Source organism: Rahnella sp. R3(2024) (genome assembly GCF_042920125.1).
In the GTDB taxonomy this organism is placed as follows: Bacteria; Pseudomonadota; Gammaproteobacteria; order Enterobacterales; family Enterobacteriaceae; genus Rahnella; species Rahnella rivi.
Genome location: NZ_JBHGBU010000001.1, coordinates 3,096,534 through 3,110,408 on the forward strand (window position 1 = coordinate 3,096,534; position 13,875 = coordinate 3,110,408).

At 52.7% G+C, this 13,875-nt stretch carries 10 protein-coding genes; 3 read left to right on the plus strand and 7 right to left on the minus strand.

Going from position 1 to position 13,875, the window contains the following annotated elements; all coding sequences use genetic code 11:
- Positions 1 to 8 precede the first annotated feature (8 nt).
- From rsmE to metK, 5 genes are all read right to left on the minus strand, one after another.
- Complete coding sequence (gene rsmE / locus ABSH60_RS13895) at positions 9 to 740, minus strand: 16S rRNA (uracil(1498)-N(3))-methyltransferase (protein WP_056773235.1); 732 nt, start codon at positions 738 to 740, stop codon at positions 9 to 11.
- Between the two features lie 100 nt (positions 741 to 840).
- Positions 841 to 1,554: a deoxyribonuclease I gene (gene endA / locus ABSH60_RS13900; RefSeq protein ID WP_136376674.1), complete on the minus strand. Its 714-nt coding sequence runs from the start codon at positions 1,552 to 1,554 to the stop codon at positions 841 to 843.
- A 93-nt stretch (positions 1,555 to 1,647) separates the two neighbouring features.
- Complete coding sequence (locus ABSH60_RS13905) at positions 1,648 to 2,169, minus strand: SprT family zinc-dependent metalloprotease (protein WP_056773229.1); 522 nt, start codon at positions 2,167 to 2,169, stop codon at positions 1,648 to 1,650.
- 75 nt (positions 2,170 to 2,244) lie between these two features.
- Entirely contained in the window at positions 2,245 to 3,639 is a 1,395-nt protein-coding gene (locus ABSH60_RS13910; protein WP_056773228.1) for a sugar porter family MFS transporter, read from the minus strand.
- Positions 3,640 to 4,045: 406 nt separating this feature from the next.
- Positions 4,046 to 5,197: a methionine adenosyltransferase gene (metK, locus tag ABSH60_RS13915; RefSeq protein ID WP_136375437.1), complete on the minus strand. Its 1,152-nt coding sequence runs from the start codon at positions 5,195 to 5,197 to the stop codon at positions 4,046 to 4,048.
- 910 nt (positions 5,198 to 6,107) lie between these two features.
- Here metK and speA point away from each other — a divergent pair.
- A complete protein-coding gene (speA, locus tag ABSH60_RS13920; protein WP_056773221.1) occupies positions 6,108 to 8,090 on the plus strand; it encodes a biosynthetic arginine decarboxylase in 1,983 nt (660 codons plus the stop codon).
- 227 nt (positions 8,091 to 8,317) lie between these two features.
- On the plus strand, positions 8,318 to 9,241 hold the full coding sequence (gene speB / locus ABSH60_RS13925; RefSeq protein ID WP_056773366.1) for an agmatinase: 924 nt from the start codon (positions 8,318 to 8,320) through the stop codon (positions 9,239 to 9,241).
- Between the two features lie 246 nt (positions 9,242 to 9,487).
- Here the strand turns inward: speB and ABSH60_RS13930 are convergent, their stop codons facing one another.
- On the minus strand, positions 9,488 to 10,246 hold the full coding sequence (locus ABSH60_RS13930) for a M48 family metallopeptidase (RefSeq protein WP_136375438.1): 759 nt from the start codon (positions 10,244 to 10,246) through the stop codon (positions 9,488 to 9,490).
- A 208-nt stretch (positions 10,247 to 10,454) separates the two neighbouring features.
- Positions 10,455 to 11,207 (minus strand): M48 family metallopeptidase, encoded by a 753-nt coding sequence (locus tag ABSH60_RS13935; protein ID WP_056773215.1) that lies wholly within the window; start codon positions 11,205 to 11,207, stop codon positions 10,455 to 10,457.
- 248 nt (positions 11,208 to 11,455) lie between these two features.
- Here ABSH60_RS13935 and tkt point away from each other — a divergent pair, with 248 nt between their 5' ends.
- The gene (gene tkt, locus ABSH60_RS13940; RefSeq protein ID WP_056773212.1) at positions 11,456 to 13,450 is read left to right on the plus strand and encodes a transketolase; all 1,995 of its coding nucleotides are present in this window, start codon (positions 11,456 to 11,458) and stop codon (positions 13,448 to 13,450) included.
- Positions 13,451 to 13,875: the final 425 nt, after the last annotated feature.

Below are 13,875 nucleotides of genomic sequence, written 5' to 3' on the forward strand. Positions count from 1 at the left end.
GTCTCCTCTTAACCCAGATCGCCGAAACGAACCTGTAAGGCCGTTATCGCGGTGAGTGCTGTGGTTTCTGTACGCAGAACGCGGGGTCCCAGCAGGATATCAGTAAATCCGTAGCCGGAGGTCATTGCAATTTCGTCGGCGGATAAACCGCCTTCCGGGCCAATCAGCAGGCGAACATGTTTCACCGGCAGCGGCAGGGTATTAATGCTGTGACTGGCGCGCGGATGCAGGTTCAGCTTCAGGCTGTCATCCTGCTCGGCACACCAGGCTTCGAGCTGCATCGCCGGGCGAATTTCCGGGATGCGGTTGCGACCACATTGCTCGCAGGCGGCAATGGCGATTTTCTGCCACTGCTGCAATTTTTTCTCCAGACGCTCGCCGTCCAGTTTGACGCCGCAACGCTCAGAGAACAGCGGCGTAATGGTGTTCGCCCCCAGCTCAATGGATTTCTGAATGGTGAACTCCATTTTGTCGCCGCGCGAAATCACCTGTCCGAGATGCAGATTCAGCGGTGATTCGTTGTCCGACAACACACCTTCACTCAGGCTGACGCGCACACTCTTCTTATCCACCTGCGTAATGCTGGCCTCGAAGACCTGATTGCTGCCGTCAAATAATTGAATCGCCTGACCGGGCTGCATACGCAGAACGCGTCCGACGTGGTTAGCGGCGTCTTCGCACAGCGCAATGTCGCTGTGGGCGGTCAATGTTTCCGGGTGATAAATGCGGGGGATGCGCATGTGTGGCAGCTGTCCTTAACGTGTTTGAGCGGGCTATTTTGTCGTGATTAGCCCGCATTGTCGCGAGCTAATGTGCCCTGATGATGTGTTTAATACTAAGTTAGCCTTTTCGCTCAGCGCAAGCCTGCTGAACGTACGGGTTATGATTTCCCTGCACACTGGCGATACGGTTATCGCGCTCACATTCCCAGGCCGTCACCGGATACTGACGGTTCCACGCGGTGAACAGCTGGGTTTGCTGGCGGGAAAGATTCAGTTTGTACTGATCACGCATATAGAAATAGGTGCGGGCGATGGCGCCACGGGCGCGGGCTGGCGGCTCAGCGGCTTTGGCTTTGAAATCGACTTTCATCTCGCAGCGCCCGTACTGGCCTTCGCCGCCGTTCCACTGGCTGTACATGAAGTTATTGCGGTCGCCGTTCACTTCGCCGATCGCCGGTTCCAGGTTGTGCAGGTCAGTTTCTATCTGACGGTAACCGGCGTTTTTCGCACAATTTTTACGACCGCCATCCTGCCAGCATTGCATCTGGTGGCCAAACTGCCACGCGGGCATCACGTGCTCCCACTCGATCCGGCTGGCGCGTTGTTCGCTTTTGCGCACCGCGTACCCGCAGGATTTGAGATCAGGCGTGCCTTTTTTGCCCTGCCAGCTGATGTCACAGCCGCAATAAAAAGAGGGGGCACCCTGATTGATTTTCACCGCAGCGGCTTTGGCCTGGCTGAAATTATTGATGGCGTTGCCGGACTGGCTGAAGGCGCTGACCGGTGCGAGTACTGCGATAAACAGAAAGGCTGAAAGTGTTTTGCGAAACATGTTTCTGAATGACCTGATGTGAAAAGGTCGGAAGGGTAACGGATGCGGCGCGGCGTGACAATCGGACATTGATGCTATTGAGTGATTGAAATTTCAGCCATTAGTGGTGCCTTTAGCATTGAAATGTAACAGCTCGCCGCAATGACGGCAGCGATATTCCGACTCTTTGCGCATCACTTTATTGTGGCGGCGCACGGTCAGATGGTGATCGCGACAGGCGCATAAATACGGATAGGTTTTACTCTGTACGGACGCCACTTCGAATTTGTGCGTGCGGCTGGCGCTGACGCCAAGCACATGCTCCATCATCCAGCGCCACTCCTTGCCATGCGGGGCCGGTGCGCGGCCAAACCGGCGGTAAACCAGAAGGTGCGCCAGTTCGTGCGGCACCACTTCGTCAATAAAAGGCTGTTGATTTTCCTGTAATAACACCGGATTCAGCCGGATTTGCCAGTGTTGCAGGTACGCGCTGCCCGCGCTGGTGCCGCGTTGCTGGTAGGTGATTTCCGGTTCCGTATAGTCGGTGCCAAAAAACTGATTTGCCATCAGGAGTTTTTCCCGCAGGCAGCGCATAACCGCTTGTTGCAGGGCGATGGGGAGACGTGAGGTTTTCATCTGGCGAAGGATAAATCTGCAGGGGGAGAGATGCAATATGGAATTCCTCCCCTTTGCAGGGGAGGAATTTGACGCTTACTTACCGATGTCGCGCAGTGCTTCGCCTTTCATCAGATTGCGTTCGATGTGTTCCAGAGACACGTTCTTCGTCTCAGGGATCAACGCAATGGTGATGAAGATGAAGACCACGTTCAGCGCGGCGTACACCCAGAAGGTGTTGGCGTTGCCCAGGCTTTCCAGCATGGTCAGGAAGGTGGCACCGACGATCATATTGGCAATCCAGTTGGTCGCAGTAGAGACAGTGATACCAAAATCACGGCCTTTCAGCGGCTGAATTTCAGAACACAGTACCCAGATCAACGGACCGGCACTCATGGCGAAGCCCACGATGAACATCAGCAGCATCGCGATGGAGAAATATTTCGCAAAGTCTGATTCCACGCCGATATGCAGCATTGTCCCCAGAATACCCATGCCCACAGCCATCACCAGGAAGCCCAGTTTCAGCGTAGGTTTACGACCCCAGCGGTCAACCAGACCAATGGCAATGAAGGTCGCCAGAACGTTGACCAGACCGACGATCACCGTGCCCCACATCTGCTGCGAGGTGCTGGCGAAACCGGCAATGCCGAAGATTTTCGGAGCGTAATACATGATGACGTTCATACCGGTGAACTGCTGCATCACCTGCAACAAAATCCCGAGGTAGACCGCACGACGGAAGTTCTTGTTATTGATGAACAAACCCCAGCCGCTCTGTTTAACTTTCAGGCTTTCACGGATTTCATCCAGTTCGCTTTTCGCCTGCGCCGTGGAGTCACGCAGTTTTTCCAGTACGCGGCGGGCTTTGTCGTCATTACCACGTGCGGCGAGCCAGCGCGGGCTGTCCGGCAGGAAGAACACGCCGACCAGCAACAGCAGGGCAGGGATGGTGATCACGCCCAGCATCCAGCGCCATGCACCGGTGTAGCTGAAGGCGGTATCGGACAGGTACGCCGCCAGAATACCGATGGTAATCATCAGCTGATACATGGAAATCATGCTGCCACGGATTTTCTCCGGAGCGATTTCTGACAGATAAATAGGCGCGGTGTAAGACGCAACACCCACCGCCAGACCCAGCAGCACGCGGGCGACGATCAGCACTTCAGTGTTTGGCGCAAAGGCGGAACACAGTGAACCGACAACGAACAGCACTGCGCCGATCATCAGGCTGTATTTACGTCCCAGACGGAAGTTGAGCCAGCCACTGCCGACTGCACCGACCGCAGCACCAAACATCATTGAGCTGACCACCCACTCCTGCTGATGGTTAGTGATCTGAAAATCATGGCTGATAAAGGGCAGTGCGCCAGCGATGACACCAATATCCAGACCGAACAAAAGCCCGGCCAGTGCAGCGAGAAAACAGACAAAGAAAGTCACGCTTTTGTTTGAGCGTTTTCCTTTGGTCGACGTTGAGTTGTTCATCCGGTCTCCAAAATAGTGCAATCGTTTAGTGTTTGTAATATTGCTTAGGCTGTTATGTTATTAACCCTGCTCCCAGCTTAACGTGAACCCGGTCACACTGTTGTAATCGTTTACACTAATAGCGATGTTCAGGATTGTTGTTTTGGAAGGGATTCAAAGAGATGCAAAGCAGGAAGGAGTTAAACAGACCAATTAATAGTGCATAAATTGATATATATCAATCAAAATTCTGTTTCAAACTTTTACCTATTGAAATAATGCATTGGTTAATAACGAATTATTATCTGTAACCGTTTTCATTGAACAAGGCGCGGATGATTTTTTCAGACTTTTTACCGAAAAAAGAGCAATAAAAAACCCTGCCACAAGGGCAGGGTCAGGCAGGCAGAATTGTCTGAAAAGGGGATTACAGACCTGCAGCGTCACGCAACTGAGCGGCACGGTCGGTTTTTTCCCAAGGGAAATGTTCGCGACCAAAGTGACCGTATGCAGCGGTTTCTTTGTAGATCGGGTGCAGCAGATCCATCATCTGGATCAGACCGTATGGACGCAGATCGAAGAACTCGCGCACCAGTAAGGTCAGTTGCTCGTTGGAAATTTTACCGGTACCGAAGGTTTCCACCATGATGGAAGTCGGTTCCGCCACGCCGATGGCGTAAGACACCTGGATTTCACAACGATCGGCCAGACCCGCAGCCACGATGTTTTTCGCAACGTAACGCGCAGCGTAAGCCGCTGAACGGTCAACTTTAGACGGATCTTTACCTGAGAACGCACCGCCACCGTGACGGGCCATACCGCCGTAGGTATCAACGATGATTTTACGACCGGTCAGACCGCAGTCACCCATAGGGCCGCCGATAACGAAACGGCCAGTCGGGTTGATGTGGTATTTGGTGCCCGCGTTCAGCCATTCTGCCGGAAGAACAGGTTTGATGATTTCTTCCATCACCGCTTCCTGCAAATCTTTCAGCGCGATGTCTTCAGAGTGCTGAGTGGACAGCACAACCGCATCGATACCGACAATTTTTCCTTCGTCATACTGGAAAGTGACCTGGCTTTTCGCATCAGGGCGCAGCCATGGCAAGGTGCCGGATTTACGGACTTCAGCCTGACGCTGCACCAGACGGTGTGCGTAAGTGATCGGTGCTGGCATCAGCACGTCGGTTTCGTTGGTGGCATAACCAAACATCAGACCCTGGTCGCCCGCGCCTTGTTCCAGCGGATCCTGACGGTCAACGCCCTGGTTGATGTCCGGCGATTGCTTACCGATAGCACTCAGTACGGCACAGGAATTGGCATCGAAGCCCATCTGAGAATTGACGTAGCCAATTTCACGGATGGTCTGACGGGTGATTTCCTCTACGTCGACCCAGGCGGAAGTGGTGATTTCACCGCCCACCAGGACCATGCCGGTCTTAACATAAGTTTCACATGCAACACGTGCTTTCGGGTCTTGTTCTAAAATCGCGTCCAGTACGGCATCGGAAATCTGGTCAGCAATTTTATCTGGATGTCCTTCGGAAACTGATTCGGACGTGAAGAGGTGTTTAGCCATTATGTTCTTTACCTTCATACGACGGGTTAGATATCACTGCATAGCACTGGGGAGACTGGCAGATGAGGAGCTATGCTCGCCATTGTCGCAATGCGTCCTGCATGTCCCCATAAGGCAAAGCCTTGAAGCAGTTTGACGGTCAATCCTTGATCCCCTGTAATGCGAATGGTCGGGGGGTGTTACGGACGGATTAACATCTGGACGGCTATTTTAGGATAGCAGGTGTTCTGAAAGCCAGTCATTTTTGTGATGAAGATGGCGTTTTTGTGCGCCATGGCAGTGATATTCACGTGCTGAAACCATCCCGGCCGCATTTTCATTTTGCATTTACAGCAGGTTGCCGGTATAAACGGCGCGCGCCCGGCACTTTCTCGACGCCAGCGTATCCCAGTAATTACTGTTTTCTCAGCTCGAATGCCCGCGGGTGATGCGTGGCACGTGTGGAGGTGGTTAGGTTAATGACCCACTTTTTACCGATTGTTACATTTCAACAGCATCCCCGGCAGACACTGTTCATTGCTGCTGCACGCCTTTCTGAAAAATTTCTGTCATCAATCCGATGTTATAAACACTCTGTCCGCCGGACGGCCGCGTTTATGCAGCCTGACTATAGACAGCTCAGTTTGCGACATCCGGACGCTACTCAGCCAAATCGGGCCGGTTAACAGCCGCTTCCCCCATAAAAACTGACGTAGCCTGCAACCTTAGGGGCATTATTCCTATTGGTTTCTTCTGACCCGTTCCACGGAGTCTAATGATGAATTCTATAATCACATGAGTGAAAAACAGTTTGCGAACCCTGGCGCGCAGGTTTTTATCCTGTCTGAAAGCCAGCCTTGCGGGTTGTTCTCACCTGTTGTTACTGCGATAGTGGCTGGCCATGTTGTCAGTGTAGAAAGAGGATTTACCTATGTCTGATGACATCCAGTCCCACCGTCCGTCACATGCGGGCGATACCGTTTCTTTGCGCTCCATGCAGGAGGTTGCCGTGAACGATCGTGATGCCAGCAAGATGCTGCGCACTTACAACGTTGCCTATTGGGGTAACAATTATTATGACGTCAACGAACTGGGCCACATCAGTGTTTGCCCGGATCCGGACGTCCCTTCCGCACGCGTGGATTTGGCGCAACTGGTGAAAGACATGCGCGAGCAGGACGGCCAACGTCTGCCAGCGCTGTTCTGTTTCCCACAAATTTTGCAGCACCGTCTGCGTTCGATTAACGCGGCGTTTAAACGCGCCCGTGAATCGTTCGGCTATGAGGGTGACTATTTCCTGGTGTACCCGATCAAGGTTAACCAGCATCGCCGCGTGATCGAATCTCTGGTGGAATCCGGCGAACCGCTGGGTCTGGAAGCCGGTTCGAAAGCTGAACTGATGGCGGTTCTGGCCCATGCGGGCATGACCCGTTCGGTGATTGTTTGTAACGGCTATAAAGACCGTGAATACATTCGTCTGGCGCTGATCGGCGAGAAGCTCGGCCACAAGGTGTATCTGGTTATCGAGAAGATGACTGAGATTAAGCTGGTGCTGGAGGAAGCTGAACGTCTGAACGTCATCCCGCGTCTGGGCGTGCGTGCACGTCTGTCTTCGCAAGGTTCGGGCAAATGGCAGTCCAGCGGCGGCGAGAAATCCAAATTCGGTCTGGCGGCTTCTCAGGTTCTGCAACTGGTTGAAATGTTGCGTGACGCAGGGCGTCTGGAAAGCCTGCAACTGCTGCACTTCCACCTGGGTTCTCAGCTGGCGAATATCCGTGATATTTCCACCGGCGTGCGTGAATCTGCGCGTTTCTATGTGGAACTGCACAAACTGGGCGTCAACATTCAGTGCTTCGACGTTGGCGGCGGTTTGGGTGTGGATTACGAAGGGACCCGCTCGCAGTCTGACTGCTCGGTGAACTACGGCCTGAACGAATATGCCAACAACGTGATCTGGGGGATCGGCGATGCCTGTAATGAACATGGCCTGCCGCATCCGACGGTCATCACCGAGTCTGGCCGTGCCGTCACCGCGCATCACACCGTGCTGGTGTCGAACATCATCGGCGTTGAGCGCAACGAGTTTAAAGATCCGGTTCAGCCTGAAGCTGATGCGCCACGTGCGCTCAGCAGCATGTGGGATACCTGGAATGAAATGCACGATCCGGAAAACCGCCGCTCGCTGCGTGAATGGCTGCATGACAGCCAGATGGATCTGCACGATGTTCATTCGCAATATGCGCACGGGATTTTGGATCTGACGCAGCGCGCCTGGGCGGAAGACATCTACCTGAATATCTGCAACAAAATTCAGGATCAGCTGGATCCGAGCAACCGTGCACACCGTCCGATCATCGACGAATTGCAGGAACGTATGGCGGACAAACTGTACGTCAACTTCTCGCTGTTCCAGTCAATGCCGGATGCGTGGGGTATCGATCAGCTGTTCCCGGTTCTGCCGCTGGAAGGTCTGGATAAACCGCCGGTGGGTCGCGCTGTGCTGCTCGACATCACCTGTGACTCCGACGGGACTATCGATCACTACATCGATGGCGACGGCGTGGCGACCACCATGCCGATGCCTCCATATGACCCGGAAAATCCGCCAGTGCTGGGCTTCTTTATGGTCGGTGCTTATCAGGAAATTCTCGGCAACATGCACAACCTGTTCGGTGATACCGCCGCGGTGGACGTGTTCGTCTTCCCTGACGGCAGCATTGAGGTGCAGCAGTCCGATGAGGGCGATACCGTTGCCGACATGCTGGAATACGTTCAGCTGGATCCGAACGTTCTGCTGGCTCGTTTCCGCGATCAGGTGAAAGAAACCGATCTGGATGCCGATTTGCAGGCACAGTTTGTTGAAGAGTTTGAGGCCGGTTTATACGGTTACACGTATCTGGAAGAAGACGAGTAAGCGTGCGCACTCATCAGGTTTGAAAGTAAGCCGGCTTGAAGCTAAGCCGGATTAAGGTAAAATTGGCGCCAACGGGCGTCTTTTGCTGCGCAGCATGAATTCCATAAATCCCTTTCTCGTCGGGCTAACGACGCGATGGGGATTTTTTTTCATCTATACTTCATCACGTTGTGTCGCAGCAGGCGGCACAACGATGTTAAAAGAGGACATTGTTTATGAGCAAATTAGTGAGCACCTTAGGCAATCAGCCTGATAACTCTCTGGTTTCCAACGCATTTGGTTTTCTGCGTTTTCCGCTGAACTTCCAGCCGTACACCGCGGAAGCTGACTGGGTCATCACCGGTATTCCTTTCGACATGGCCACATCTGGTCGGTCAGGCGCACGCCTTGGCCCTGCGGCTATCCGTCAGGTTTCTGTGAATCTGGCCTGGGAAGGTCAGCGCTGGCCGTGGGATTTCGATCTGCGCGATCGTCTGAATGTCATCGACTGTGGTGATCTGGTGTTTAACTTCGGTGATGCACAGGATCTGACAGACAAACTGCAACAGCATGCAGAAAAAGTGCTGGCATCCGGCAAGCGTATGCTCTCTTTCGGCGGCGACCACTTCGTGACCCTGCCACTGCTGCGCGCACACGCCAAACACTTTGGCAAAATGGCGCTGGTGCATTTCGATGCGCACACCGACACCTATTCTAACGGCAGCAAATTCGACCACGGCACGATGTTCTTCCATGCGCCGAACGAAGGCCTGATCGATGCTGACCACTCTGTGCAGATCGGCATCCGTACTGAATTCGATAAAAATCTGGGCTTCACCGTTCTGGATGCTGCACAAGTTAACGACCGCACCGTGGATGATATTCTGGCGCAGGTGAAGCAGATCGTCGGCGATCTGCCGGTTTACCTGAGCTTCGACATTGACTGTCTGGATCCGGCGCACGCACCGGGCACGGGCACACCGGTTATCGGCGGCCTGACTTCTGATCGCGCGCTGAAACTGGTTCGTGGCCTGAAAGATCTGGATCTGGATATCGTGGGTATGGATATCGTGGAAGTGGCTCCGGCTTACGACCAGTCAGAAATCACCGCTCTGGCCGCTGCGACACTGGCGCTGGAAATGCTGCACGTGCAGGCTTCTAAAAAAGGCTGATTGTCAGACGCTGTCATCTCGTTTATAGGCACCTTTCTGGTGCCTTTTTTATTTTTATCATGAATGTTTAAATTGAAATCAATTCATGAGTTTTATAAAAAAGTCATCTTCCCGGTTATTTTATTGCCTTTGTTCATCTCCCGTTCCGCGAGTCCGGACAGGTTACACCACGGCTGAACATTCTTTGGCTCATAAAAAACGCAGAGCTTACTCCGCTCTGCGCGGCAATTCATTTTGCCACAGGCGTTATTTATCCTGAGCCATGCGCTCTTTCATATGATCGGCACGTTCCTGTGAAGGCGGATGTGAGCTGAATAAACTCTTCTCACTGCCAGCGCTCATTTTCGCCAGCTTCTCAAATGCTGTTACCAGCCCTTTTGTCGGCAGGTTGCGCTTTTTCAGCAAGTCATAAGAATAATCATCCGCGTCAGATTCCTGTTTCTGTGAGAACTGCGCGTTGATAAGTTCCTCACCCAGATCTGCCAGCTGGGTACTGGAAAGTTGCCCGGCGACACCTCCGGCGGCGCCCGCAGCATTGTGCGCGGCAGAGGCGCTGTAGGCGACCTGCATGGCTTTTCTGGTATGGCCCAGTGCAACGTGGCCCATTTCGTGGCCCAGTACGCCTTCGACTTCGTCGTCGGTCATCATGTCCATCAGCCCGCTGTATACGCGGATACAGCCGTTCGCCATTGCCCACGCGTTCACGTCGCTGGTGAGGTAAACTTTATAATTCGCGGGTGTGCCGTTGATGTTGTCGCCGAGATTTTTGGCGATTTTATTCAGGCGTTTGGTGTATTTGCTTTTTGTTGAAGCAATTTTTGATTCAGAATCCATGGCTTTACAGGCGCCGTCGGTCATATTCCTGACATCCTGATCGGTCAGCGTGGCCGCCTTATAAGCATCCGAACCGGACTTCATTAATGCGTCTGTATTGACTGATCCGTTCTGGCAGCCACTTAATAATAAAGCCACGCCTAATGCGACTGAGGTAATACGAAATTTCATAATCCATCTTCCTTTGACAGTTAAATAAAAATAATGCGCAGGAAGAATAACCAAACAAAGTCACTAAGCGAGAAAAACAGACGGAAGGGAATTATTTTCAGATTCTGTGCAGAGTACTTTTATTTAATTGGAAAATTAAGGAATTTTCAGAAAGTATTTTATGAAGTAATAAAAGAGATGCACCTGATCATGCATCTCTTTTTTTATATTATTTGCCAGCGGCAATACGCTCGCGAATATGTTTTGCACGGGCTTCTGAAGAAGGGTGATCGTCAAACCAGCCAATACTGCTGCCCTGATCGAGTTTTGCCAGTTTCTCAAAGCTGGTCGCCAGACCCGTTGGATCGATGCCGCGTTTTTTCAGCAGATCGAACGAGTAATCATCGGCTTCGGATTCCTGCTTCTGGGAGAACTGTGCGTTAACGTATTTCTCGCCCAGATCCGCCAGTTGCGATTGCGACAGGGTGGCACTGACGCCGCCCAGCGAGGAAATCGCGGAACGCGCAGCGGTAGCGCTGTACGCCACCTGCATGGCTTTACGGGTGTGGCCGAGTGCGACGTGGCCCATTTCGTGGCCGAGCACGCCCTCAACTTCGTTATCGTTCATCATGTCCATCAGACCGCTGTAAACGCGAATACAGCCGTTGGCCATCGCCCAGGCATTGACGTCTTTCGTCAGGTACACCTTGTAGTTGGCCGGCGTGCCGTTGATGTTATCACCCAGTGCCGCCGAGATTTTTTTCAGGCGCTGAGCATATTCGCTGCTGTCTGGCGCGATTTGCGCTTTTTTATCCATTTCTTCACAGGACTGGACGCTGAGGGTTTTCACATCAGCATCGCTCAGGGTATAAGCCTGATACGCCTGTGCGCCGGATTGCATTAAGGTATCGGTATTCACTGTCGCACAACCGCTCATCAGCGAGGTGGCCAACAGGCTCAACATAACAGGACGAAATTTCATCAATTCAGATTCCCAGAAAAAGTGAAAAAAACAGGTAATGCAGCCCGAAACAGGCTCTCATTGTAAGAATAGCGTTAAGGTAGGATTTTCGCAGTGCCCGATCTATAGTGTAAGTCCGAAAAAACGCACTGATTTAAAAGCGTATTCTGTGAACTTCATCACGTGAGTGATTAGAGATTGCCGATTTAATGCCGAGTCTGAGAAAATGACTTCCTTGACTGCTTTATTAATCCGACCTGGAGTAGAACATGTCCTCTCGTAAAGAGCTTGCGAACGCAATCCGCGCACTTAGTATGGATGCCGTGCAGAAAGCGAATTCCGGCCACCCTGGCGCCCCTATGGGCATGGCTGACATTGCCGAAGTCCTCTGGCGTGACTACCTGAACCATAACCCGACCAACCCAAACTGGGCTGACCGCGACCGCTTCGTGCTGTCCAATGGTCACGGTTCAATGCTGATTTACAGCCTGCTGCATCTCACAGGTTATGATCTGCCAATCAGCGAACTGGCGAACTTCCGTCAGTTGCATTCCAAAACCCCAGGCCACCCTGAGTACGGTTACACCGCGGGCGTAGAAACCACGACCGGCCCGCTGGGTCAGGGCATCGCCAATGCCGTCGGTTTTGCCATTGCAGAACGCACGCTGGCTGCGCAATTCAATAAACCAGGCCACGACATTGTTAACCACCAGACCTATGCGTTCCTGGGTGATGGTTGCATGATGGAAGGTATTTCTCACGAAGTATGTTCACTGGCCGGCACCATGAAACTCGGGAAACTGACCGCGTTTTATGATGACAACGGTATTTCCATCGATGGCCACGTTGAAGGCTGGTTCACCGATGATACCGCAGCGCGTTTCGAAGCTTACGGCTGGCACGTCGTGCGTGGCGTGGATGGTCACAACCCTGATGCCATCAAAGCGGCTATCGAAGAAGCACACAACGTCACCGATAAACCTTCCCTGCTGATGTGCAAAACCGTGATCGGTTTCGGTTCGCCGAACAAAGCCGGTACGCATGATGTGCACGGCGCGGCGCTGGGTGCTGCTGAAGTGGCAGCAACCCGTGAAGCATTGGGCTGGAAATACGCTGCCTTTGAAATTCCACAGGATATCTACGCGCAGTGGGATGCTAAAGAAGTCGGTAAGGCTAAAGAAGCCGCATGGGATGAGAAATTCGCAGCCTATGCCAAAGCCCATCCTGAACTGGCAAAAGAGTTCAAACGCCGCGTGAACGGCGAGCTGCCAGCAAACTGGGAAGCTGACGCGCAGAAATTTATCGAAGAGTTGCAGGCTAATCCTGCCAACATCGCCAGCCGTAAAGCGTCTCAGAATGCGCTGGAAGCTTTCGGTAAAGTGTTGCCTGAATTCCTGGGTGGCTCTGCTGACCTGGCACCTAGCAACCTGACTATGTGGTCTGGTTCCAAGTCTATCGGCGACGATCAGGCGGGTAACTACATCCATTACGGTGTGCGTGAATTCGGTATGACCGCCATCACCAACGGTATCGCGCTGCACGGCGGTTTCCTGCCGTACTCTGCGACCTTCCTGATGTTTGTCGAATATGCGCGTAACGCCGTGCGTATGGCTGCGCTGATGAAAATCCGCAACGTGTTCGTTTACACCCATGACTCTATCGGTCTGGGCGAAGACGGCCCGACGCACCAGCCGGTTGAACAAATCGCCAGCCTGCGCGTGACGCCAAACATGAGCACCTGGCGTCCGGCGGATCAGGTTGAATCTGCCGTGGCATGGAAATACGCGATTGAGCGTAACGACGGCCCGGTTACCTTGATCTTCTCCCGTCAGAACCTGACCCAGCAACCACGTACCGCTGAGCAACTGGCAAACGTGGCACGCGGCGGTTATATCCTGAAAGATTGCGACGGTACGCCGGAAGTGATCCTGATTGCGACCGGTTCTGAAGTCGGTATCACCGTGGAAGCGGCTGATAAGCTGGCGGCAGCGGGCACTAAAGTACGCGTTGTGTCCATGCCATCTACTGATGCCTTCGACAAACAGGATGCGGCTTACCGTGAATCTGTCTTGCCGAAAGCCGTTTCTGCACGTGTTGCGGTTGAAGCAGGTATCGCTGACTACTGGTTCAAATACGTGGGCCTGAATGGCGCAATCATCGGTATGCACAGCTTCGGCGAATCTGCTCCGGCAGACCTGCTGTTCAAAGAGTTCGGTTTCACTGTAGACAACGTCGTTGCTCAGGCACAGGCGCTGTTGAAGTAATTCTGCTCATAACGATTTCTTAAAAGCACCTTCGGGTGCTTTTTTTACGTCAAAATGCATGGGTGGCACGCCGTTTTCCCGCCAAATGACACAGGTCAAACCCTTCTGGCGCAAACCCCGGTAAACTTGCACCCTTCTGAAAGTGTTTCAATCTGTCGGTTTTTGAGAATAATCACTGTTCGAAAGGTGATGAAAAAGTAAAATCACTGTGAATACGCGGATTTGCATGACGTTTTTTTAAGCGATTGACGCGATTCGCACAGCGAAATTCGGGGAATTATTCCTTTTGGACAGGGTTTGGTTTATTCTCAGCTGAACCGTTTCAGTCAGGCTAATTAAGCTTAACGTCGTGACCACGCTGTTAACGTGTCGGAAACCGATATTTTTCTGCTGTACCTATCGTGCGGGCAGATGATGATGGTGAT

Excerpts from the sequence above, each read along its gene's own strand:
- metK (WP_136375437.1), bottom strand. The coding sequence starts at position 5,197 with ATGGCTAAACACCTCTTCACGTCCGAATCAGTTTCCGAAGGACATCCA.
- ABSH60_RS13930 (WP_136375438.1), bottom strand. The coding sequence starts at position 10,246 with ATGAAATTTCGTATTACCTCAGTCGCATTAGGCGTGGCTTTATTATTA.
- ABSH60_RS13910 (WP_056773228.1), bottom strand. The coding sequence starts at position 3,639 with ATGAACAACTCAACGTCGACCAAAGGAAAACGCTCAAACAAAAGCGTG.
- ABSH60_RS13905 (WP_056773229.1), bottom strand. The coding sequence starts at position 2,169 with ATGAAAACCTCACGTCTCCCCATCGCCCTGCAACAAGCGGTTATGCGC.
- endA (WP_136376674.1), bottom strand. The coding sequence starts at position 1,554 with ATGTTTCGCAAAACACTTTCAGCCTTTCTGTTTATCGCAGTACTCGCA.
- ABSH60_RS13935 (WP_056773215.1), bottom strand. The coding sequence starts at position 11,207 with ATGAAATTTCGTCCTGTTATGTTGAGCCTGTTGGCCACCTCGCTGATG.
- rsmE (WP_056773235.1), bottom strand. The coding sequence starts at position 740 with ATGCGCATCCCCCGCATTTATCACCCGGAAACATTGACCGCCCACAGC.
- speA (WP_056773221.1), top strand. The coding sequence starts at position 6,108 with ATGTCTGATGACATCCAGTCCCACCGTCCGTCACATGCGGGCGATACC.
- tkt (WP_056773212.1), top strand. The coding sequence starts at position 11,456 with ATGTCCTCTCGTAAAGAGCTTGCGAACGCAATCCGCGCACTTAGTATG.